The sequence below is a fragment of the Rhodococcus sp. ARP2 genome (genome assembly GCF_001029585.1).
In the GTDB taxonomy this organism is placed as follows: Bacteria; Actinomycetota; Actinomycetes; order Mycobacteriales; family Mycobacteriaceae; genus Rhodococcus_F; species Rhodococcus_F erythropolis.
The window spans coordinates 47689-68801 of the sequence record NZ_LEKE01000120.1 but is presented as its reverse complement, the minus strand read 5'-3'; the positions used below and the strand labels follow the sequence as shown (position 1 = coordinate 68801).

The following is a 21113-nucleotide window of genomic DNA, read 5'->3' as shown; positions in this document are numbered from 1 at the left end:
AGTGCTGGATCCACGAAAACTGGGATAAACCGGGCATCGACGGAGGACACTCAGGAGCACATCCGTCTGGGAGGGCCGCTCATGCGTAAACGCCATCAGGTTCTGCTTGCAGTGTCCGCAGCGATCGGGCTGTCTCTGACGCCGATCAATGCGTCGGCAACACCGAGCACGGGAGTACACGGTGAAATTCTCGGGCAGGTGACTTTCGACGGCAAGGACTACATCCTGCGTCAGATCACCATCGACCCCGGCGGTTCCACCGGTTGGCACTTCCACGACGGGACGCTCTACGCACTGATCGCGCAGGGCACGTTGAGCCACTACCGATCCGATTGCTCCGTCGACGGGATCTACAGCGCCGGAAATACTTTGATCGAACCGAGCGGTTCAGATCATGTGCACATCGGAAACAACTCGCAGACAGCACCATTGGTACTCGAGGTCGTCTACGTCAATCCGGCGGGCAGCCCCCTCTCCGAAGATGCTGCGCCTCCCAACTGCCAACTACCCGGCTGACGGCGCCGAAGCGGTAAACCGCACCGGCATCGATTCGAGACCGGACACGAAGTTGGCGGCACGCCGCTGCAACGGCGCGTCGGTGGCAAGTGCCATTCCCGGCAGCCTGGCGAAGAGTTGCTCGAACATGATCCGTCCCTCGAGCCTGGCCAGCTGATTACCCAGACAGAAATGCGTTCCGAAGCCGAAGGCCACGTGTGGATTCGGTGTGCGGCCGATATCGAACCGTTCGGCGTTCAGGAACACGGACTCGTCGAAATTCGCCGATTCGAAGAGCAGCAGCATCTTCTCACCTGCCTTCAACTGCGCACCGAAGAAATCGGTATCACGGGTCAGGGTTCGAGCCATGTTCTTGATCGGCGAGGACCACCGCAACATCTCCTCCATTGCCAAGGGAATGGCATCGGGATCGTCGGCCAGCGCTCGATGCTGGTCCGGATGGCGCAGCAGCTGCTCCATGCCGCCGCTCAGGACGTGCCGTGTGGTCTCGTCACCGCCGATGAGTATCAGTAGGGACTCGTTGACGATTTCCTGATCGGAGAGGGCCTCGCCGTCGACCGCACTGTGAATCAATGTGCTCACCAAATCGTCGGCCGGCTCGCTCCTCCGCTCGGCAATGGTTCGCATCATGTACGCGGTGAAGTCGACATACGCAGCCATCATGGCCTGCAGTTGCTCCTGGGAAGCGTTGCTTCCCAATGCCTTCACCAGATCATCCGACCACCGCAGAAACAACGCGCGTTCCTCGGGACGGACACCCAACATGTCGCCGATGACGGCCATGGGAAGTGGTGCGGCCAGGTCTGCGACGAAGTCGGCTTCTCCTTTCTCACAGACGGCGTCGATCAGTTGATCGCAGATCTCCCGGATACGGCCGGCCTTGGCTTCGACCTTCTTACGTGTGAAACCCGCGTTGACCAAGCGTCGACGCGTGAGGTGCTGCGGGTCGTCCATGTCGATCATCTGCGGCAACGGACCCGTTTCGGGGCGGATGCCGCCGGCGTTGGAGAACAGTTCGGGATCCCGCTCGGCTGCGACGACGGCGTCGTAGCTCGCGGCCGCGGTGATTCCGTTGGCGTCGTCTCGGTACACGGGCTCGTGATCACGCATCCAGGCGTATGCGTCGCGCACATTCCCGAGGTCTCCGCTGTAGAAGCGTCCGTCGATCAAATCGAAGGTCGGTCTGGTAGCCATCACTCCACCTCTCGCACAACCCTTGCCACAATAAGTAGAACCTGTTCCTATATAGCGTGGGGCGTTTTCACCGAAGCCGAACCGGAAAACCTCCAGAATCAGCACGCGAGCCCGCCGGAGCAACGACCAGGAGACACACATGGACGACGACACCGCCTCAGCGGGCATACCCACTTTCACCGGCACATCGATACTGGTGACCGGCGGCGGTAGTGGCATCGGTCTGGGCATCGCTCGTTCGCTGGTTGCGTCTGGCGCTCACGTCACGATCTGCGGACGCAACAAGGAGAAACTCGAAGCTGCCGCCGAATCGATCCGGCAGTCGAGTCCGGAAGGATCGGTCAGCGTCTCCCCTACCGACGTCACGATCGAGGCAGACGTCGTCGCCGCTGTTGCCGCGGCGGTCTCCGTCACCGGAAAGCTCGACGGAGTCGTGGCCTGCGCCGGCGGGAACGAAACCATCGCACCGGTCACGCAACTCGACGTCGACGCGTGGCGCCGCACTGTCGACCTCAACGTCACGGGGACCATGCTGACGATCAAGCACGGCGCGCGGGCACTGGTGGCAGGAGGCGGTGGATCCATCGTCGCGATCTCGTCGATCGCCAGCAGCAACACACATCGCTGGTTCGGCGCGTACGGCGTCTCGAAATCCGGCGTCGACCACCTGGTGCAATTGGCGGCAGACGAACTGGGCGCCAGCAACATTCGTGTCAACGCGATCCGCCCAGGGCTGACCCGAACGGATCTGGTCGCGCTCATCACCGACGGTGGCCCGATCCTGGACGACTACCTGGCCAACACGCCGCTCGAACGCGTCGGCGAGGTCGAGGACGTCGCCGGACTCGCTTCCTTCCTACTCGGACCGCAATCCACCTGGATCACCGGGCAGATCATCAACGTCGACGGAGGCCAAATGCTGCGCCGCGGACCGGATTTCCGCTCGATGCTCGAACCCGTCTACGGATCCGACGGACTCCGCGGGGTGGTCGCGCCATGAGCTACACGATTCTGGGCAAGAAGGTCGAGATGCCCGTCGAAGTTCGCACCGCGTCGGCCTTCATGGCGTTGTACTCGGTACCCAGCGCAACGGCGCAGTCGATCATCGATTACACCGGCTTGACCGTGCTCCAGTACCGTCCCGGCCGGGCGCTGTGCGGCCTGGTTTTTGTCGACTACATCGATGGGGATCTGGGGCCGTACAACGAATTCGGGGTGACGTACATGGTGCGTAGCCACACTGCGCCTCCCGAAACCTCGGTGCTGGGAGATCTACGTTCGCTCGCTGCCGGAACTGCAGGGGCACTCATTCACGAGTTGCCGGTGGACGGAGAGTTCACCAAGGCCGCCGGCCGGGAAATCTGGGGATTCCCGAAGGTGCTCGCCGAGTTCGACACCGAGCACGTCGGCTCGGTCAAGCGCGGATCCGTCTCGCGCGACGGCAAACTCATCACACAGTTGAGTGTGAAGTCCGGCGTCAGCGTGCCTGGCGGCGGAGCCAACATGTCGTTGGCCGCGTACTCGCATCTCGACGGCGCAACCAGGTGCACGTCGTGGGACATGGCGCCGACCGGCGTCAAATCGCGCCCTGGTGGAGCAGAGGTTCAGCTGGGTAGTCACCCGATGGCGGCGGAGCTTCGGAAACTGGGACTCCCCCGCAGGGCCCTGATGACCACGACCATCAAAAACCTGGCGATGACATTCGGGGAGGCGACAACGATCTGAGTGTCAGCCGACGGCACCCCTTTCGGTCACGTGTGACTCGGGCTACACTCCTGGACGGTTGACCAACTCGCGTCAGACCGCCCGAAAGGACACTCGTGCAGATCACCCGACGCACCGTACTGGCAGGCGCTGCCGCCGCACCTGCGCTCGCCGCTCTGTCGACGAACCAGGCCGTCGCAGCTTCGCCGGCACGCACCGTTTCACCCGCACGTACCGACAAGTCGTCGTCGTTGCAGGTGGGCGTCGGGATCTCCGATGTGACCGGACCGGTCGCCGAGGTCGGCATGATGGGCTACTCGAGCTTCGACCAACGCGCCGAAGGACTGCACCAGCGAATGCGCGCACGCGCCTTCATCTTCGAGTCCGGCGGGTCACGGGTCGCCTACGTGTGCGTCGACAACTGCATGATCTTCCAGTCCGTTCACGACGAGGTCCTACGCCGGCTGGCTGGGAAATTCGGCGACATCTACACCGAACGCAACGTCATGTTGACGGCCATCCATTCACACGCGGCATGTGGTGGGGCCTCGCACAACTACGCGTACAACCTCGCAGTTCTCGGCTTCGAACTGCAGGTGTTCGAAGCCGAGGTCAACGGCATGGTCGAGGCGATCAGCGCTGCCCACGAGAACCTGGCGCCGGGCTCCGTCCGTTTCGGGCGGTCCGATCTCACCGATGCCAGCGTCAACCGATCGCGAGTGGCGTTCGACCTCAATCCCGAAGAGGACAAGGCCTATTACCCCGGTGGCAACGATCACCACATGCGTGTCATGCGGATCAGTCGGGGCAGCAAGGACATCGGGGCGATCAACTGGTTCGCTACCCACTGCGCCTCGCTCACGAACGAGAACCATCTCATCTCCGGGGACAACAAGGGCGCCGCGGCGTACTTCTGGGAGCACGACGACCGGGGTGTGCGTTACCTCGACGGCGACACCAGCTTCATTGCCGCTTTTCCGCAGACCAACAGCGGCGACATGTCACCGAACCTCTTCCTCGAGCCCGGACGCGGACCGACCGAGGACGAATTCGAGAATGCACGCATCATCGGGCTGCGCCAGGTTGCGGCGGCTCAAACTGCCTTCGGCTCGGCCTCCGAAACCGTCACTGGTGGTGTCGACAGTCGGATCATGTACCTGGACATGGCAAATCAGGTGGTGAGCGGAAGATTCACCCCGGACGGGCGCGAGCACCGCACTGCACCGGCAGCGATCGGTGCGGCAATGAGCGCCGGAAGCGTCGAGGACGGGCCTGCAATTCCGATCTTCCCCGAGGGCACCCGAAACCCCATGATCGACGCCTTGGGCGGCATGGATGCTCCTGTGCCTCAATGGCTTCAGGATGCACAGGCCCCCAAGCTCGTAGTCGTTCCGGTCGGCCTGTTGCCACCGGGCGGATGGGTGCCGAACGTACTGAAGATCCAGATCCTGCGGATCGGCCAGTTCTACATCGTCGGTGGCCCTGCGGAATTCACCATCGTCTCCGGATTACGAGTGCGTCGAACCGTCGCCGAGGAGCTTGGAGTTCCCCTCGAGAACGTCATCTTCCAGGGCTACGCGAACTCGTACTCGAGCTACTGCACCACGCCACAGGAATACGATTCGCAGCAGTACGAGGGCGGCTCGACGATGTTCGGCCGTTACACACTGCCGGCCTATCAGCAGGGGTATGCCGCCCTTGCAGCCGCGATGCGCGACGGCACCGAACCTCCTCGCGGCCCCGCTCCGGCCGACCTGTCCGGGTTCCAACCCAGCTTCGGACCTGGCGTCGACTTCGACGAGCCCTTGCCGGGAACACAATTCGGCGACGCAACCGTCCAACCCGGCGACACCTCACCGGGTGGGCAGGTTGCCGTCGAGTTCGTCACCGGCCACCCCAAGAACGACACTCACCGAAACGGGACCTTCTACGAGATCCAGCGCAATACCGGCGGATCCTGGACACGGGTCGCCGACGACAACGACTGGTCCACCAAACTGCACTGGCGCCGGGTCGGGAGCAACGGTTCCGTCGTACGCATCACGTGGGATGTTCCGGCCGATACTCCGGCGGGTACGTATCGAGTCCAACACTTCGGTGCGTCGAAGGCTCGGGGTAGCGGCGCGATCACGCCTTTCTCCGGGGTGACCGCCGAATTCCGCCTCACCTGACCCGCGTGAACGTATCGCTCCCCTTGTTGGACAAGGGGAGCGATACGTTCACGCGATGGGATCAGAGCGCAGTTGCCAGGTTCAGGCGGCGGTCGGGTGCAGCGAGGTGCTCGACGTCGACTGCTCTGACGCTGCCGGGCGGTCGATCTTCGCCGCGACGATCAGGACCAGCAGACCGGCGACGGTGACCGCCGCCCCCATCCAGATCGGGGAGGTGAAGCCGAGTCCCGCGGCGATGGTGATTCCGCCCAGCCATGCACCGAGCGCGTTGCCGACGTTGAAGGCGGCAATATTTGCCCCCGACGCCATGGTCGGTGCGGCCGACGCGTAGTTCATGATCCGCATCTGCAGACCTGGAACCGTCGCAAAACCGAAGGCGCCCATGAAGAACAGCGAGATCACGGTCATGACCTTGCTCTCGGCGGTGGCGGCGAACACGATCAGAACGACGGTCAGGATCGCGAGAATCCAGACCAGCGCCTTCGTCAGCGAGCGGTCGGCCGCCTTGGCGCCCAGGAAGTTACCGACGAACAGGCCCGAGCCGAAGAGGATGAGCAGCCACGGAACGCTGGACGTCGCGAAGCCGGTGACCTCGGTGAGGGTGAAGGCGATGTAGGTGAAGGCTCCGAACATTCCGCCGTAGCCGAGGATGGTGATGGCGATCGAGAGCCATACCTGCTTGTTGCGGAATGCCCCCAACTCTCCGCGCAATCCGCCACCGGTCGTGCTGGCGGGCGTCGTCGGGACGAGTGCTGCAATTCCGATCAGGGCGATGACGCCGATGACGGTGATGGCCCAGAAGGTCGAGCGCCATCCGAGTTGCTGGCCCAGCAGAGTGCCGAACGGAACGCCGAGAACGTTGGCGATGGTCAGGCCCGCGAACATCATCGCGATGGCGCCGGCGCGCTTGTTGGGCGCCACCATGTCGGCGGCAACCACCGAACCGATCCCGAAGAACGCACCGTGGCACAGTGCCGCAACGATGCGTCCGCCCATCATGACCTCGTAGGAGGGCGCGAGCGCGGACATCAGGTTGCCGATGATGAACAGCACCATGAGCGAGAGAAGGACCTTCTTGCGCTCGAAGCGGGTGACGGCAGCGGTCAGGAGGATCGCGCCGATCGCCACCGACAGTGCGTAGCCCGAGATCAGGTAGCCCGCGACGGACTCGGTGACCTCGAAATCAGCCGAGACCTCGGGCAGGAGGCCCATGATGACAAATTCGGTGAGGCCGATCCCGAACCCGCCCATAGCGAGGGCAATGAGACCCAATGGCATCTCGATGTTCCTTTCACAGATTTACGCGTAAGCCGTTAGCGGGCGTGTGCAGTAGTTGCAGGCGCGCTATAAATAGTTGCACGCGCGCGCTACATGCGCAAGCTGGTAACCTGGAGTCGCAGGAAACGGACAAGGAGAATCACATGGGGATCGCCGACGACGCCGTCGAAATCCGTTCGCAAGGGTGGCGCACGCTCGCAGCACTGCACGGCGCCCTCGACACCGAACTGGAACGCGCGCTCCAGCGTGAGCACAAACTGTCCGTCGTCGAATACACCGTGCTCGACGCACTGAGCCGCCAGGACGGCTGGCACATGCGGATGGCCCAGCTGGCTCGCGCTGCCGCACTGAGCAGCAGCGCCACGACGCGCTTGGTCAATCGACTCGAAGATCGAGGACTACTGACGCGCATCCTGTGCGCCGACGACCGTCGAGGCATCTACACCGAACTGACGCCGGCCGGCCGCGAGCTTCTCGAAAGCGCACGGCCGACGCACGACGCCACCCTCGAGGCCGCACTCGACGAGGCGTGCAAAACGCCCGAACTCGCGCCACTGGTGCGCGCGCTCCACGAACTACCCGTCGGCTAGAAGTCTGCCGGAAGCAGGGCACGCTCCTCGATTCCCGAGACCACCTGAGCGACAAACACACTCGCATCGACGACCGCCCGCCCACCACGCGCAGGGACCAGAACGTCGACGGTGCCGCCGTGCACCTCGTTGTCCCCGATCACCGCGATGTACGGGTCACGGTGAGTGCGTGCCTCGCGGATGCGACGTCCCAACGATCCGTCAGGCGCGATCGCCACTCGAACATCGCGAGCCTCGAGATCGGCCCGCAAACGCTCGGCCTCAACCTGGTGCCGGTCGCCGACGGGCAGAATCGAGACTTGGTTGGGTGCCAGCCACGGCGGCATCCGCCCTTCGAACCTTTCGATCAAAAGCGCAGTCATGCGTTCCATCGACCCGAGCAAGCCCCGATGGATCATGACGGGGCGAGCCTTGGATCCGTCCTCAGCGGTGTACTCGAGGTCGAACCGCTCCGGTTGATTGAAGTCGAGTTGCACGGTCGAGAGTGTTTCCTCGCGGCCGTGCGCGTCTCGCACCTGGACGTCGATCTTGGGACCGTAGAACGCTGCCTCCCCCTTCGCTTCCACGTACTCGATCGAGCGTGCATTCAGCGCCTCGCGAAGGTGATCCTCGGCGTCCGCCCACTGCTCGTCGGTGCCGAGGTACTGCCCCTCTCCCCCTCTGATCGAGAGGCGGTACTCCCGTTCGGCAATCCCCAGAGTCGAGTAGCAGCGCTCGATCGCGACGAGCGCGACGATCACTTCCGCTTGCACTTGTTCACGACTACAGAAGACATGTGCGTCGTCGAGATTGATCTGTCGGACTCGACTCAATCCGCTGAGAACTCCGGAGAGTTCGCTACGGAACATCGAGCCGAGTTCACGAACGCGGAAAGGTAGCTCGCGATAACTACGACCGCGAGCGGCGAATACCTGAGCGTGATGAGGACAGTTAGCCGGACGAAGGAGAAATGACTCTCCGCCTATCTTCATTTCGGGGAACATGTCTTCCGAGAACTTGGACCAATGACCAGATCTCTCGTACAACTCTTTCTTCGCCATAACCGGGGTATAGACACCCTGACAACCGGAGCGCGCTGCTTGTTCGGCGGCGAACTTTTCGAGTTCGTTCCTGATGACGGCGCCGTCCGGTAACCAGAGCGGAAGGCCGGCTCCGACTATGGGGGTGGTGGCGAAAAACTCCAGGTCGCGCCCGAGTTCGCGGTGGTCAACGCTCATGAGAGCTCTCCAAATCGTTCAAGGGGAGACGCACACGGAGCGACGAAACAGGAAAGCCCCGGGGCGATAACTCCCGGGGCTGAAAGGGTTCGGTCAGCAGTTGCTAAACGATGCGCCGGAAGAGAACCGGCGTCGTCGTGTTGTGCGCAATACTGACCATGTACGTGAGGTTACATCAACTTCCTACCCACCTACAGTCCGAATTGTCGGGCCTCTATGCTGACGCAACTGGGAAGGCGCAGCAGTAGCCAACGAAACACCCACGAAGAGCGAAGTTTCGGCAATCATGTCCGAACGTGAGGTTCTCGGATATGAGGAGGATGTGCGACGGTGCCGGACCACTTGCTCGAACAGTTGATCACCATTCCTTTGTTCACCGGAATCATCGGGTACATCACCAATTGGTCGGGCGTCCTGATGCTGTTTGCGCCGATCAACTTCCACGGGATCAAAGTGCCCGGCCTCAAACTGCTCTTCCCGTTCCTCCCCCGACGCGTCCAGGTGATCCCCGCGATCACCAGCGACGGCAGATTCGGTTGGCAAGGCATCGTCCCCTCGCGGGCGGAGAAGATGGCGTCGATCGCCGTCGACAAATCCCTCGCGAAAGTCGGCAGCATCGCCGATTTCTATCGCGTCCTGGACCCGGACAGCATCGCCGAGCACTTGGTGAACATCTCCCGCAGTGAAGTGCGCGGCGTGGTCACCAGAATCATGACGGCCGAGAATCCTCAGCTCTGGCACAACCTTCCGACGTCGGTGAAGGAGGCCGTCTTCCGCAAGGTGGAGGACGATCTGCCTGCCAGCGTGCGCATGATCACCGACCGCATCGAAGAGGACATCGACGAGTTCATCGACGCGAAGCTGATGGTGATCCGCTACCTCTCCTCGCACCCCAAACTGCTCAACGACATCTTCCGCACGATGGGCAACAAAGAGCTCAGGTTCATGCAGAACTTCGGCTTCTACTTCGGGTTCCCGATGGGCTTCGTGCTCGTCGGAATCCTCCATCTGGTTCCGCAGTGGTGGGTGCTTCCCATCGGGGGCGTGATCATCGGGTACATCGTGAACTACCTCGGAATCACGATGATCTTCGAACCGATCACCCCCAGCCGTTGGGTGCCGTGGCGGCAGGGACTTTTCCTCAAACGCCGCACCGAGATCATCGCCGGGTACGCAAAAACCCTGGCCGATCACGTCGTGACGCTCGAGAACATCGGCACCGAACTCCTCGAAGGTCCCCGCTCGGACCGAACGCGGCGGATGCTCGATCAGGTACTGCGCGAATCCGTCGACGACGCCGCCGGCTGGGCAAAGTCGGTGGTCAAGATGACCGTCGGTTCGCAGAGCTACAAGCGTCTGCCCGGCCTGGCCACCACCGAAGTGCTCGATCTGTACCCAAGGGTCTTCGAGGACGCGGAGTTCGCCGAGAGCCAGTCGGAGAAGATTCGTGTCTTCGTCACCGAACGCATGAGCATCCTTTCACCGGAAGATTTCAGTGAACTACTACGCTCAGCCGTCAAACAGGACGAGTGGCTGTTGTTCGTACACGGGGCCGTGCTGGGCTCGTTTGCCGGTTTCCTGCACCTCGCAATATTCGGAGTATGAGTCGGAGTATGAGTATGAGTGAGCACGACCATCGCCTGATCGTCGAAGCGGAATCGTACGACTGGGCTGCGGACATCGCGCCGGTCGAATCCGTCGAAAAGCGTCTGATCCGCAGCCTTGTCGGGCTGACTGCCACGACGACGCTCACGTCGATCAAGCTGACGGGTTGGGCTTTCGGGACGGCGAAGGAGGCGACGCGGCAGATCGTTCAGGCTGCCGCCGAAGCCGCGGCAGAGGCCGCTGAATCGGCCAATGTTCAATCCGAACGTCGGGCCGAGAACTCCAACGGAGACGGCTCGCGGACCGAAAACCTACGGGCAGCAATGGCAACTCGAACCAATCGCAAACAGAGTGTCGAAGCCACTCTCGCGGCGCTGCGGGCACGCGGCGACAGGTTGCTGGACCGTTCCGCGGACGTGACCGATCGCGACGATCTGCACCCGGCCTACGACCGGATCCTTGACGAGATCGCGCCGGACGAAGCTCGAATTCTTCGGTTGCTGGCCACTTCAGGTGCGCAACCGAGCGTGGACGTACGTACGGCGCGGCCGTTCGGCGTCGGCTCGGAGATGATCGACGAGGGGCTGTCGATGATCGGAGAACTGGCGGGATGTCGTCATCTGGACCGCATCAGCGCGTACCTGAACAACCTGCATCGGCTCGGTTTGGTGGCGTTCTCACGCGAGCCCGTCGAGGCCGACCGGTACCAGGTGGTCGAGGTACAGCCGTCGGTGATCGAGGCGGTCAAGCGCGCCGGACGATCCAACAAGATAGTGCGTCGTAGCATCCTGCTGACGCCGTTCGGTGACGACTTCTGTCATACCTGTTTTTCTCTGTAGGGCCTCCGGCCCCGTGAGTGGTTAAGGAGCCCCTGGACTCCTTAACCACTCACGGGGGTGCCCCTACAGCCAGGTATCTTCTGTCGTGGTCGTCAGGAACGCTTCCAGATCGTCACGCCAGGTAGCCGGAACAGTCTTGTCCGGCTCGATGCCCGTGTACTGCCCGCGGTAGAAGAGCAGCGGGCGTTCGGTCTTGATCTCACTCATCGACGACACACGGCCGAAGACGACGTAGTGATCACCGCCGTCGTGGACGGTTTCCACCGTACAGTCGATGTGGGCAAGCGACTTGTCGATGATCGGTGACCCCAACGGTGATGGCGTCCAATCGATACCCGCGAACTTGTCCGGCTCACGCGACCCGAAACGAGCACACACCGCCTGCTGTTCCTCCGCCAACACGTTGACGGCGAACTTCCCGGTCCGCTCGATTGCCGCCCACGACCGAGAACCCTTGGTGGGGCAGAACAACACCAAAGGCGGGTCGAGTGACAGGGCAGCGAAAGACTGACACGCGAACCCGACCGGCTCACCGTCGTCGACTGTCGTGATGATGGTGATACCCGTGCAGAATTGCCCGAGAACCGTGCGGAACTGGCGTGGATCGATCGCCTGCTCCGCACTCACCGACGCGTCGGGCGAACTCACGGCTTCATTCCCACCGTGAAGTCGTGACCCCACAGGCTCACGGCCGTGCTTTCCCTCGCGATCCAGTTTTCGTCCTCGACCTCTAGCCCCTCACAACCGAATTCGATGTCGAACCCGCCTGGAGTCTTCATGTAGAACGAGAGCATCTCGTCGTTGACGTGGCGACCGAGAGTCGCCGACATCTTGACCTTCTTGCGCAGTGCCCGGTCGAGGCACAGTCCGACGTCGTCGGAGTTCTCCACCTCGAGCATCAGGTGCACGATGCCCGTCGGGTTGGGCAACGGCAGGAACGCCAAGCTGTGGTGACGCGGGTTGCAGCCGAGGAACCTCAGCCACGCCGGGTCGCCGTCCGCGGGCCGACCGACCATCTGCGGAGGCAGACGCATCGAGTCGCGAAGCTTGAATCCGAGTACGTCGCGGTAGAACCGCAGCGAAGCATCGTCGTCATCGGTGGTGAGCACGACGTGGCCGAGGCCCTGCTCGCCCGTCACGAACCTGTGCCCGTACGGGCTCACGATCCGGCGGTGTTCGAGAGCAGCTCCGTGGAACACCTCGAGGGAGTTGCCCGAGGTGTCCTCGAACGCGATCATCTCGACGACACGACGGTCCTTGAGCTGCTCCGCCGTGCCTTCCTTGAACGGAACACCGGCTGCCGACAACCTGTCACGGATATCCTGCAGCTCAGCGGCATTCGCGGTTTCCCAACCCGAGACGAGCAGACGGTCCGTGTCGTTCGGAACGATGACAAGACGCGCCGGGAAGTCGTCCATACGCAGATACAGCGATTCCGCGTCGACGCCCTTACCCTCGATCATTCCGAGGATCTTGAGTCCGTATTCGCGCCACGCAGCCATGTCGGTGGCCCCGATGCGCATGTACGCCAGAGATCGAATACCCATCATTTACCTCCGTCGAGCAGGAAGTCGGTTGCGAGCCGGTTGAATTCGTCGAACTTCTCGAGCTGCGCCCAGTGACCGCAACCGCCGAAGACGTGGAGTTGCGCGCGCGGGATCATCTTGAGCGCAACCAGTGCGCCGTCGAGGGGGTTGACCCGATCCTCACGGCCCCAGATCAGCAACACACGCTGACGGAGCTTGTACGCCTCGCGCCAGAGCATGCCGAGCTCGAAGTCACCGCTGGAGAAGGACTTACCCATCGCCTTGGCCGCAGCCAGCGACTCGGGAGTGCTGGCGGCAGCAAAGCGTTCGTCGACGAGTTCCGGCGTGATCAGCTTCTGATCGAAGACCATGATCCGCAAGAATGCTTCGAGGTTCTCCCGTGTGGGCTGGTAGCTGAACTTCCCGAGGTTCTTGACGCCCTCGGTGGGGTCCGGCGCAAACAGGTTGACACTCAGACCGCCGGGGCCCATCAGAACGAGGCGACCCGCACGGTCCGGGTAGTCGAGTGCAAAACGAACAGCAGCGCCACCACCGAGCGAATTACCCAGCAGATCAACGCGACCGGTGATCTCGAGCGTATCCAGAAGATCATTGAGCGCCGACGCACTGTGCACGAAGTACTGCGGATGCTCCGTCGGCTTGTCGGACTGCCCGTAACCGGGCTGATCGACGGCGATGACGTGAAAGTTCTTCGCCAACACCGGAATGTTGCGGGCGAAGTTCGACCACGACGACGCGCCTGGGCCACCGCCGTGCAGCAGCACGATGGTCTTGTCGTTTCCGACGCCTGCCTCGTGGAAGTGCAGTTTCAGATCGGGGCGCACTTGCGCGAACCGCGAAGTGGACTCGTAGGTGAGAGCTTCTTCGGTGGTTGTCACTGAGCCTCCTCTAGACCATCGTGTCGGTGATCGGCAGACCGAATTCGCCGGTTCCGAACATGACGTATGCGCGTTCGGGATCGTTCGCGGCGTGGACGCGACCAGCGTGGGCGTCGCGCCAGAAACGCTGAATCGGAGTGCCGTTCTGCAGCGCCGTGGCACCGGAGTTCTCGAAGAGCTTGTCGATCGAGGCGATCGCACGGCCAGTGGCGCGCACCTGGTCGCGTCGAGCGCGCAGTCGCAGTTCCATCGGAACCTCTTCGCCTGCAAGGATCAACGCGTACTCGTCGGCGACGTTGCCGGAGAGCTGACGCCACGCGGCGTCGATGTCACTGGACGCCTCGGCGATACGCACCTTGGCGAACGGATCGTCCTTCGACTTCTCGCCGGCGAACGCAGCACGAACACGCTTGCCTTGATGCTCGACGTGCGCTTCGTAAGCGCCGTAAGCCATTCCGACGATCGGCGCCGAGATCGTTGTGGGGTGAATGGTTCCCCACGGCATCTTGTAGACCGGTGCAGTGTTCTTCTCGAGGCCCGGGGCGGTCAATTCGCTCATCGCCCGGAAGCTCAGCACGCGATGCGTGGGAACAAAAACATCCTTGACCACAACGGTATTGGAGCCGGTTCCACGCAGGCCGACCACATTCCACACGTCGTCGATCTGGTAGTCCTCGCGAGGAATCAGGTAGCTCACGAAATCGACTGCGCGGCCGTCCTTGAACACCGGACCACCGAGAACGGCCCAGCTGGCATGGTCACAACCCGAGGACCACGCCCACGCACCGTTGACCTTGTATCCGCCCTCGACTACTTCACCCATACCCATCGGAGCGTAAGAGGACGAGATGCGCACGTCAGTGTCGTTGCCCCACACGTCTTCCTGCGCCTGCTGAGAGAAGAGGGCGAGGTGCCAGTTGTGTACGCCGATGATCGAGGAGACCCACCCGGTGGAACCGCACGCGCTGGCGATCTTCTTGACTGCGGAGTAGAACAGCACCGGATCGGCTTCGTACCCGCCCCACTGCTTCGGCTGCAGCAAGCGGAAGAAGCCCGTTTCCTGGAGCCCCTTGATGGACTCGTCGGGGATACGACGCAGATCCTCGGTCTCCTGTGCGCGCTCGCGCAGTGCCGGCAGTAGTGCGTCGAGCCTCTGCATCACCTCGTGGCTGTCATGGTTACCCACTTCGACGCTCCCGTCTTCCTCGATCGGTTGGTTCACTTACACTTGAGACTAGAACACGTTCTCTTTTCTGTCGAGACGCTGACAAAGGTCCCGTTTGTGGCCGCAATGCTGTAACAAGTGCCCCCAAAATCTGGCGGAACCGGATCGAGTTCTATAACGTGTTCTACTAACAGCTAGAAGGGATGTGAGGTCACAATGGCGCAGATTCGCGAGATCGACGTCGGAACGGTGCAAACGCGTTTCGCCCGCGGTTGGCACTGCCTGGGTCTACTGAAGACCTTCAAGGACGGCAAACCGCACGCGATCGAGGCTTTCGGTACGAAGCTCGTGGTGTTCGCCGACAGCAAGGGCGACATCAAAGTTCTCGACGGATACTGCCGTCACATGGGTGGTGACCTCACACAAGGCGAGGTCAAGGGTGATTCCATCGCCTGCCCCTTCCACGACTGGCGCTGGGGCGGCAACGGAAAGTGCACCGGCATTCCTTACGCCCGCCGCGTGCCTCCGCTCGCTCGCACCCGCGCGTGGACGACCCTCGAGCAGAACGGTCAGCTCTTCGTCTGGAACGACCCCGAGGGCAATCCGCCGCCCGAAGAGATCGTGATTCCTCGTATCGAGGGTGCGTACAGCGACGAATGGACCGACTGGACCTGGAACTCCATGGTCATCGAGGGATCCAACTGCCGCGAGATCATCGACAACGTGGTCGACATGGCGCACTTCTACTACATCCACTACGCCTTCCCGACGTACTTCAAGAACGTCTTCGAAGGTGAGATCGCCACTCAGTACCTCAACACCACCGGCCGTCCCGACATCGGAATGGCCTCCCAGTACGGCGGCGACACGCTTCTTCGCTCCGAAGCTGCGTATTACGGACCGTCGTACATGGTCAATCCCCTGTGGAACAGCTACAGCGGATACGAGGTCGAGAGTGTTCTGATCAACTGCCACTACCCGATCAGCCCGGACTCGTTCGTGCTGCAGTGGGGCGTGACGGTCAAGAAGCCGACGGGTGTCTCCGACGAGATGGCCGACAAGTTGGCCGGCAAGTTCACCGAGGGCATCAGCGAGGGCTTCCTACAAGACGTCGCGATCTGGAAGAACAAGACCAAGATCGAGAATCCCCTTCTCTGCGAAGAAGACGGCCCCGTCTACCAGCTACGACGCTGGTACGAGCAGTTCTACGTGGACAAGGCCGACGTCACCGAGAAGATGACGCAGCGCTTCGAGTTCGAGGTGGACACCACCAAGGCAAACGAAGCCTGGCACGCCGAGGTCGAGGAAAACCTCGCACGCCAGAAGGCCGAGAAGGAAGCTGCAGCAGAAGCGGCAAAGAAAGAAGCAGAGGTCTAATCGTGAGCGCCTCGATCGGAACCGACGCACGGTGGGCTCGCTGGGCCAAGGCACCGGACTTTGCCGGGCAAACGGAACGGCTCGAGGCGATCGCGGCCCAGACGATCGAGGACAAGCACGAATACCTCGACTCGGGTCTGCAGGAAGTCGACTGCAAGGCATGCGGTGCCTGCGTGCTTGTTCGCAAGAACACGTACAAGCACACCAGTGTTCAGTGGACTTCCGACCCGGCGCTGCGTTGCCACACCTTCAAAGAGGCCATTGCTTCCGGGCAGTCGACGGCGTTGAAGGACGGTTGCCCGAAACTGCACGACAGCATCGCCGACGCGGTCAGGGACGGCACCATCACGGTGCGTGATCCCGAGGTCAGCTGACCTGATTGTGTAGAACGAGGGCAGACCCACCACGGGTCGGCCCTCGTTCTACGTTCCAGCGCCTGCGCGTCCGTCAGGCAGGCGGTCGCACCTTTCGTGCAGCCACCGCGTAGACGTCGCTCGACGTGGTGAGAGAGTTCTTTCCGCTGGCCGCCGGCAGTCCCCCGCGTAGATTCACCGCCCAGTTGAGCGCACCGAGCGGTCCACATCCGCTGGCTCCCGGCGCCGCAAACACAGCATCCGAATGTGGGACTGCCGGGAACACTGCACCGGGGAACTCACCGATAGGTTCCGACGGAGGGTTTCCGGTTGTGGTCAGGTGAAGGTTGATCGGATTCGAAACCGAACCGATGTAGCAATCGTCACCGAGCAACGGATTAGACAGTTTCAATCGAACAGGCATGGTGAGTTCCTGCTCGAGAACCTTCAGATCCGGGACTCCCACCGATTCCACCGTCGCGCTGATCTGAGTCAGTCCCAGCGGAGTATCGATCCCGAGAGCACCTCCGGGTACCGAAATCGGATTGGAATAGACCCCGTTGGACCCGTCCTGCTTGGCGACGAACGTCTCGATGAAACTGTTGTCCGGCTGGGTCGCGTATTTCACGCCACCCGCAACCTTGAGACTTCCGTCCGGGATCGGCACCGAGAGCGCGCCCAATTTCATGGTCCCTCCGCGAACTACGACGCTGGCGCACGTCGTCACCTCGAGATCCTCGATCGGGCACGTGCCCCAACCGTCGAAGGTCAACGGATCAACCTCTGCCGCACCGGAGGAACCGAGCGATCCGCTGCCGGAAGACCCTGACGATGATTCGTCGGCGATTGCCACACCTGCACCGGCCATGACAAATGTTGCAACTAGCGCAACTGTCGACATCACTCGAGACTTATTGCGGCTCTTCATCTTCGAAACCCTCCACCGTTGACGGAATCTGACGAGAGCCGCCCACGGGCTGCACCTCGACGCACGTCCGGCACGCTACCGAGAAGCGGGACTTGGATTCACACATATCGGCGAAACTTCCCACCAAAGAACTACGGCGATCAGTCTCGATCGAACTTCCGTCCTAGCTCGGAAACCGTATCGATCCTGTCGGCTCAGTTCGGTTCGACTGTGCCCGAACCGATGACTTGATCGAGGAACGGCCCGAACATCTCCCCCAGGTTCTCGGCGATCTGATCGGGAGTACCGAAGGACAACGTCACGTGACTGATCGCCAGACGCACTATCGTGCTGCCGAACATCTCGGCATGGACGCGGTCGACGTTCGCCCAACTGGTCATGAAGATCTCGGCCAACCTCGCGCTCGCATGTTCGAGCAGCGGAGTCCCGTCGGTGGTAACCAGGCTCAGCAGGTCATGTTGCGGACGAGGACCGACAATACTGACCACCATCGGATCCCGGGCACCGGCGTCGAAGAATGCACGGAAGGCCGCCGAGACCGCACCCCGGGGGTCCGAATGGTGCAGCGCTACTTCGCGTTCCACCTCTTCGAGGAACTCGTCGACGAAACGGATGAGGTATCCGGACGCCAATCCCTGCCGGGACGTGAACTCCTTGTACAACGTCTGCCGGCTCATACCCGCAGCTTCCGCGATATGCGCCATCGTGATGTCGTTCCACGATTTCTCGGTCAAGAGTTCGCGTGTGGCGTCGAGCGCTGACGCACGGAGGAGTTGACGAGCTGCCTCGTGGTACGGGACACGGGCACGAGCGGTGGACATATCGGGAAGATTTCCATCGCCCGTGCTCGGTGTCAAAACGGTGGACACGCAAGCAACAGAAGTCACGAACTCAGAGCACCGGTAAGGCGACAAGACCCGCCGCAAGTTCGGTCAGATCCCTGTTCGAATCGGCGAGTACGTCGGCGCTGATGTCCGGGGAGCGTTCGATAAGGGTTCGGACGGCGCGAATGTCCTTCGGCCGGCCCACGCTCACAGCACCGACGATATTTCCGTCGCGCATGCAGATCGCAGTGAAGTCATAGGAGTCCAAGTCTCCTCGAACAATCACGGTGTCGTCCGCGCCTGGCCAACCAGCTACTTGAATGTTGCGGCCGAATTGGTTCGACCAACTCCATGGGACGGATTCGAAGGGTTCTTCCTTCCCGACGATGGTCTTGGCAACTGCAACTGCGTGGTCCTGCGCAGTGTTCCAGTGCTCACCACGGTGCATGCCGCCGAGAAAACCGTTGGGCACGTTGGCCACATCGCCGATCGCGTACACATCAATGACGGAGGTCCGGAGGTATCGGTCTACCGAAATCCCGTTGTCCACTCCAATACCCGCAGCAGCAGCCATATCGGTATCGGGCAAGGATCCGATTGCGACGACGGCCAAGTCCGCAGTCCACTCACGCCCGTCACGCGCACGTGCGGTGACACCGTCGACACCTGTCGTCAGCGTCTCGAGGTCGACCCCCGTCTGCAAGGCGACGCCGGCCAAGTTGTGCAGCGCGGCGATCTTCTCCGCTATCGACGGTGGAAGCAGCCTGGACAGGGGCAGCGGTTGCGCTTCGAGAACCTGCACACTGCAACCCAAGTCGCGTGCCGTTGACGCCACCTCCGATCCGATCAAGCCACCGCCGACCACCAGTAGCGAGGATCCTTCGATCAGCTGGGATTGCAAGCGTCGCATGTCTGCGATATCCCGAAGATAGTGAACGCGCTCGGAATCTTCCGCGGTCAACCGTCGGGACCGTCCACCCGTGGCAAGAATCAGAACGTCGTAGTCGACGCCGTCACCGTCGGCTAAATGTATGGTGCGGGAATCTGTGTCGATTCTCGTGACAGTCACGCCGATCCGAAGGTCGATACTCTGCTCGTTCCAGAAAGTCGACGGCCGCAACCGAACCCGATCGATCGACGCTTTCCCTGACAGTAGTTCCTTCGACAGCGCCGGGCGGCGGTACGGCTCCTCAGGTTCGCTGCCGATCAGGATGATGCTGCCGCCGAACCCTTCCTTGCGCAGGGCCTGCGCGGCACCGGAACCGGCGATGCCCGTGCCCACGATCACCACGGTCCGGGTGTCGGGCTCACTGACCGCTGTCATCAGCGGTCCACCTCGACCATCTCGAAATCGACTTTGGCAGCACCACAATCAGGGCAGGACCAGTCTTCGGGAATCTCGTCCCAGCGAGTGCCGGGCTCGATACCGTCGTCGGGCCAGCCGATCGCTTCGTCATATTCGAACCCGCACTGGAGGCAGCGGAACAATTTGTAAGCAGTGGCAGTCTCGGACATCGGTTTTCCTTTCGCCTGTGAATAGTTCGATCAGGATTGCGCGACGAGCGTGAAGTCGACCTTCTCGCGGACGCCGCAGTCGGGGCAGCACCAGTCGTCCGGGATACTCGACCACGCGGTACCTGGCGGAAAACCCTCTCGCGCAGCGCCTGTCGATTCGGTGTACGTGTAGTCGCAGATCGGGCAGATGTAGGCGTTCATGCATTCACCCCGTAGGCCGCGAGGATCTTGGCGCGCTTCTTCGGCGCGATGTTGACCTGGGTGATGTCACCTCGGTAGTGCTCGAGGACGCGGTGGTCCATCACCTTGCGCCACAGGGGTGGAACGGTGGCGAGCATGATCATGCTGGCGTAGCCGCTCGGGAGCTGAGGGGCCTCTTCCATACTGCGAAGCGCCTGGTAACGACGTGTCGGATTCGCATGGTGATCGCTGTGCCGCTGCAGGTGATAGAGAAAGACGTTGGTGCAGATGCGATCACTATTCCAGCTGTGCGCCGGCGTGCATCGCTCGTACCGTCCGCTTGCGGTTTTCTGACGCAGGAGTCCGTAGTGCTCGAGGTAGTTGATCGCTTCGAGCAGCGAAAACCCGATGAACGCCTGGATCACGAGGTACGGCGCGATGCCGATCCCGAATACTGCAAGCGCGACACCGAACAGAACAACCGACATGAGCCAGGCGTTGAGCACGTCGTTCTTGATGCTCCAGTGCGTGGTGCCCAAACGCTCGAAGCGGGTCTTCTCGAGATGCCACGCCGACTTCAATCCCCCGCCGACGCTGCGCGGCCAGAAACCGTAGAGGGTCTCACCGAAGCGCGAGGTCGCCGGATCTTCCGGAGTCGACACTCGCACATGGTGGCCACGGTTGTGCTCGAGGTAGAAGTGACCGTAAGCACTTTGTGCGAGAACGATTTTGGACAACCAGCGCTCGACGCTCTCCTTCTTGTGCCCGAGTTCATGGGCTGTGTTGATGCCGATTCCGGCCGTCACACCGATCGTCACTGCGAGTCCGATATTGGAGAGAACGCTCAAATCCCAACGTGCCCAGATGTAGCAGGACAGGAAGAAGGCCGTGTACTGCAGCGGCAGATAGGCGTAGGTGCACCACCGGTAGAAGCGGTCGTTCTCGAGTTCGTCGATCACCTCGTCGGGCGGATTCTTCCCGTCCTCACCCGCCAGGATGTCGATGACGGGAATGAGAGCGAACGCAATCAGTGGGCCGGTCCACCAGAAGACATTCCATCCGGTGGCGGTAACAAGTCCCACGGCGATGAAAGTTGCCGATGACGGAATCAGCGCCAACAGCCACAAGTAGCGTTTCCGGTCTCTCCAAGTTGCGAGCCGACCATCTGGCTCGGTGTACACCAACGCCGCCATCGAATTCTCCAGTTCTCGTTCGGATCAGTGAGTGCGTCC

22 protein-coding genes are annotated in these 21113 nt (G+C 61.9%); 9 read left to right on the top strand and 13 right to left on the bottom strand.

Annotated elements, in window-relative coordinates; all coding sequences use genetic code 11:
• Positions 1–81: 81 nt before the first annotated feature.
• Positions 82–516: a cupin gene (locus ABX74_RS29330; protein WP_047890336.1), complete on the top strand. Its 435-nt coding sequence runs from the start codon at positions 82–84 to the stop codon at positions 514–516.
• Here ABX74_RS29330 and ABX74_RS29325 read toward each other — a convergent pair.
• A complete protein-coding gene (locus ABX74_RS29325) occupies positions 505–1710 on the bottom strand; it encodes a cytochrome P450 (protein WP_047890335.1) in 1206 nt (401 codons plus the stop codon). The two genes, ABX74_RS29330 and ABX74_RS29325, sit on opposite strands and share 12 nt — an antisense overlap.
• Positions 1711–1849: 139 nt before the next feature.
• Between ABX74_RS29325 and ABX74_RS29320 the strand changes: the two genes are divergently transcribed.
• From ABX74_RS29320 to ABX74_RS29310, 3 genes are all read left to right on the top strand, one after another.
• Entirely contained in the window at positions 1850–2710 is an 861-nt protein-coding gene (locus ABX74_RS29320) for an SDR family oxidoreductase (RefSeq protein WP_019746912.1), read from the top strand.
• Positions 2707–3435, top strand: coding sequence for an acetoacetate decarboxylase family protein (locus tag ABX74_RS29315; RefSeq protein WP_007734116.1), 729 nt, complete (start codon positions 2707–2709; stop codon positions 3433–3435). Before ABX74_RS29320 ends, ABX74_RS29315 begins: the two co-directional genes overlap by 4 nt.
• Before the next feature lie 95 nt (positions 3436–3530).
• Positions 3531–5585: a neutral/alkaline ceramidase gene (locus ABX74_RS29310; RefSeq protein ID WP_047890334.1), complete on the top strand. Its 2055-nt coding sequence runs from the start codon at positions 3531–3533 to the stop codon at positions 5583–5585.
• 81 nt (positions 5586–5666) lie between these two features.
• Here ABX74_RS29310 and ABX74_RS29305 read toward each other — a convergent pair whose 3' ends face one another.
• Entirely contained in the window at positions 5667–6863 is a 1197-nt protein-coding gene (locus tag ABX74_RS29305; RefSeq protein ID WP_020968434.1) for an MFS transporter, read from the bottom strand.
• A 143-nt stretch (positions 6864–7006) separates the two neighbouring features.
• Between ABX74_RS29305 and ABX74_RS29300 the strand changes: the two genes are divergently transcribed.
• The gene (locus ABX74_RS29300; protein ID WP_003945852.1) at positions 7007–7453 is read left to right on the top strand and encodes a MarR family winged helix-turn-helix transcriptional regulator; all 447 of its coding nucleotides are present in this window, start codon (positions 7007–7009) and stop codon (positions 7451–7453) included.
• Here the strand turns inward: ABX74_RS29300 and thrS are convergent.
• A complete protein-coding gene (gene thrS, locus ABX74_RS29295; protein ID WP_047890333.1) occupies positions 7450–8670 on the bottom strand; it encodes a threonine--tRNA ligase in 1221 nt (406 codons plus the stop codon). The two genes, ABX74_RS29300 and thrS, sit on opposite strands and share 4 nt — an antisense overlap.
• Positions 8671–9000: 330 nt before the next feature.
• Between thrS and ABX74_RS29290 the strand changes: the two genes are divergently transcribed.
• Positions 9001–10275: a DUF445 domain-containing protein gene (locus ABX74_RS29290; RefSeq protein WP_019746908.1), complete on the top strand. Its 1275-nt coding sequence runs from the start codon at positions 9001–9003 to the stop codon at positions 10273–10275.
• A 14-nt stretch (positions 10276–10289) separates the two neighbouring features.
• Positions 10290–11114, top strand: coding sequence for an Abi-alpha family protein (locus ABX74_RS30695; RefSeq protein ID WP_019746907.1), 825 nt, complete (start codon positions 10290–10292; stop codon positions 11112–11114).
• Between the two features lie 63 nt (positions 11115–11177).
• Here ABX74_RS30695 and hsaB read toward each other — a convergent pair whose 3' ends face one another.
• The 4 genes from hsaB to hsaA are packed head-to-tail and all read right to left on the bottom strand — an operon-like array spanning position 11178 to position 14725.
• Positions 11178–11762 (bottom strand): 3-hydroxy-9,10-secoandrosta-1,3,5(10)-triene-9,17-dione monooxygenase reductase subunit, encoded by a 585-nt coding sequence (gene hsaB, locus ABX74_RS29280; RefSeq protein WP_003945677.1) that lies wholly within the window; start codon positions 11760–11762, stop codon positions 11178–11180.
• A complete protein-coding gene (hsaC, locus tag ABX74_RS29275; RefSeq protein WP_003945585.1) occupies positions 11759–12661 on the bottom strand; it encodes an iron-dependent extradiol dioxygenase HsaC in 903 nt (300 codons plus the stop codon). Before hsaC ends, hsaB begins: the two co-directional genes overlap by 4 nt.
• Entirely contained in the window at positions 12661–13539 is an 879-nt protein-coding gene (gene hsaD, locus ABX74_RS29270; RefSeq protein ID WP_019746906.1) for a 4,5:9,10-diseco-3-hydroxy-5,9,17-trioxoandrosta-1(10),2-diene-4-oate hydrolase, read from the bottom strand. The genes hsaC and hsaD overlap by 1 nt, the downstream gene beginning before the upstream one ends.
• A gap of 10 nt (positions 13540–13549) precedes the next feature.
• Positions 13550–14725, bottom strand: a complete 1176-nt coding sequence (hsaA, locus tag ABX74_RS29265; protein ID WP_020968432.1) for a 3-hydroxy-9,10-secoandrosta-1,3,5(10)-triene-9,17-dione monooxygenase oxygenase subunit — start codon at positions 14723–14725, stop codon at positions 13550–13552.
• Between the two features lie 195 nt (positions 14726–14920).
• Between hsaA and ABX74_RS29260 the strand changes: the two genes are divergently transcribed.
• Together ABX74_RS29260 and ABX74_RS29255 are read left to right on the top strand one after the other, a co-directional pair.
• A complete protein-coding gene (locus ABX74_RS29260) occupies positions 14921–16081 on the top strand; it encodes a Rieske 2Fe-2S domain-containing protein (RefSeq protein ID WP_003945847.1) in 1161 nt (386 codons plus the stop codon).
• 2 nt (positions 16082–16083) lie between these two features.
• Positions 16084–16455 (top strand): hypothetical protein, encoded by a 372-nt coding sequence (locus ABX74_RS29255; RefSeq protein WP_007734099.1) that lies wholly within the window; start codon positions 16084–16086, stop codon positions 16453–16455.
• Between the two features lie 73 nt (positions 16456–16528).
• Here the strand turns inward: ABX74_RS29255 and ABX74_RS29250 are convergent, their stop codons facing one another.
• The 6 genes from ABX74_RS29250 to ABX74_RS29225 form a co-directional block, all read right to left on the bottom strand.
• Positions 16529–17362, bottom strand: a complete 834-nt coding sequence (locus ABX74_RS29250; protein WP_020968431.1) for a hypothetical protein — start codon at positions 17360–17362, stop codon at positions 16529–16531.
• Between the two features lie 194 nt (positions 17363–17556).
• On the bottom strand, positions 17557–18183 hold the full coding sequence (locus ABX74_RS29245; protein WP_019746903.1) for a TetR/AcrR family transcriptional regulator: 627 nt from the start codon (positions 18181–18183) through the stop codon (positions 17557–17559).
• 70 nt (positions 18184–18253) lie between these two features.
• Positions 18254–19510, bottom strand: a complete 1257-nt coding sequence (locus ABX74_RS29240; RefSeq protein ID WP_047890332.1) for an NAD(P)/FAD-dependent oxidoreductase — start codon at positions 19508–19510, stop codon at positions 18254–18256.
• Positions 19510–19701, bottom strand: a complete 192-nt coding sequence (locus ABX74_RS29235; RefSeq protein WP_007734094.1) for a rubredoxin — start codon at positions 19699–19701, stop codon at positions 19510–19512. The genes ABX74_RS29240 and ABX74_RS29235 overlap by 1 nt, the downstream gene beginning before the upstream one ends.
• A 30-nt stretch (positions 19702–19731) precedes the next feature.
• On the bottom strand, positions 19732–19902 hold the full coding sequence (locus tag ABX74_RS29230) for a rubredoxin (RefSeq protein WP_020906150.1): 171 nt from the start codon (positions 19900–19902) through the stop codon (positions 19732–19734).
• Complete coding sequence (locus ABX74_RS29225) at positions 19899–21074, bottom strand: alkane 1-monooxygenase (RefSeq protein ID WP_003945652.1); 1176 nt, start codon at positions 21072–21074, stop codon at positions 19899–19901. The genes ABX74_RS29230 and ABX74_RS29225 overlap by 4 nt, the downstream gene beginning before the upstream one ends.
• Positions 21075–21113: the final 39 nt, after the last annotated feature.

Bases quoted from the DNA above. Each gene is read 5' to 3' on its own strand.
- ABX74_RS29245 (WP_019746903.1), bottom strand. From the start codon at position 18,183: ATGTCCACCGCTCGTGCCCGTGTCCCGTACCACGAGGCAGCTCGTCAA.
- ABX74_RS29235 (WP_007734094.1), bottom strand. From the start codon at position 19,701: ATGTCCGAGACTGCCACTGCTTACAAATTGTTCCGCTGCCTCCAGTGC.
- ABX74_RS29250 (WP_020968431.1), bottom strand. From the start codon at position 17,362: ATGAAGAGCCGCAATAAGTCTCGAGTGATGTCGACAGTTGCGCTAGTT.
- ABX74_RS29225 (WP_003945652.1), bottom strand. From the start codon at position 21,074: ATGGCGGCGTTGGTGTACACCGAGCCAGATGGTCGGCTCGCAACTTGG.
- thrS (WP_047890333.1), bottom strand. From the start codon at position 8,670: ATGAGCGTTGACCACCGCGAACTCGGGCGCGACCTGGAGTTTTTCGCC.
- ABX74_RS29305 (WP_020968434.1), bottom strand. From the start codon at position 6,863: ATGCCATTGGGTCTCATTGCCCTCGCTATGGGCGGGTTCGGGATCGGC.
- hsaC (WP_003945585.1), bottom strand. From the start codon at position 12,661: ATGGGTATTCGATCTCTGGCGTACATGCGCATCGGGGCCACCGACATG.
- ABX74_RS30695 (WP_019746907.1), top strand. From the start codon at position 10,290: ATGAGTGAGCACGACCATCGCCTGATCGTCGAAGCGGAATCGTACGAC.
- ABX74_RS29315 (WP_007734116.1), top strand. From the start codon at position 2,707: ATGAGCTACACGATTCTGGGCAAGAAGGTCGAGATGCCCGTCGAAGTT.
- ABX74_RS29300 (WP_003945852.1), top strand. From the start codon at position 7,007: ATGGGGATCGCCGACGACGCCGTCGAAATCCGTTCGCAAGGGTGGCGC.
- ABX74_RS29325 (WP_047890335.1), bottom strand. From the start codon at position 1,710: ATGGCTACCAGACCGACCTTCGATTTGATCGACGGACGCTTCTACAGC.
- ABX74_RS29240 (WP_047890332.1), bottom strand. From the start codon at position 19,510: ATGACAGCGGTCAGTGAGCCCGACACCCGGACCGTGGTGATCGTGGGC.
- ABX74_RS29260 (WP_003945847.1), top strand. From the start codon at position 14,921: ATGGCGCAGATTCGCGAGATCGACGTCGGAACGGTGCAAACGCGTTTC.
- ABX74_RS29320 (WP_019746912.1), top strand. From the start codon at position 1,850: ATGGACGACGACACCGCCTCAGCGGGCATACCCACTTTCACCGGCACA.
- ABX74_RS29230 (WP_020906150.1), bottom strand. From the start codon at position 19,902: ATGAACGCCTACATCTGCCCGATCTGCGACTACACGTACACCGAATCG.
- ABX74_RS29330 (WP_047890336.1), top strand. From the start codon at position 82: ATGCGTAAACGCCATCAGGTTCTGCTTGCAGTGTCCGCAGCGATCGGG.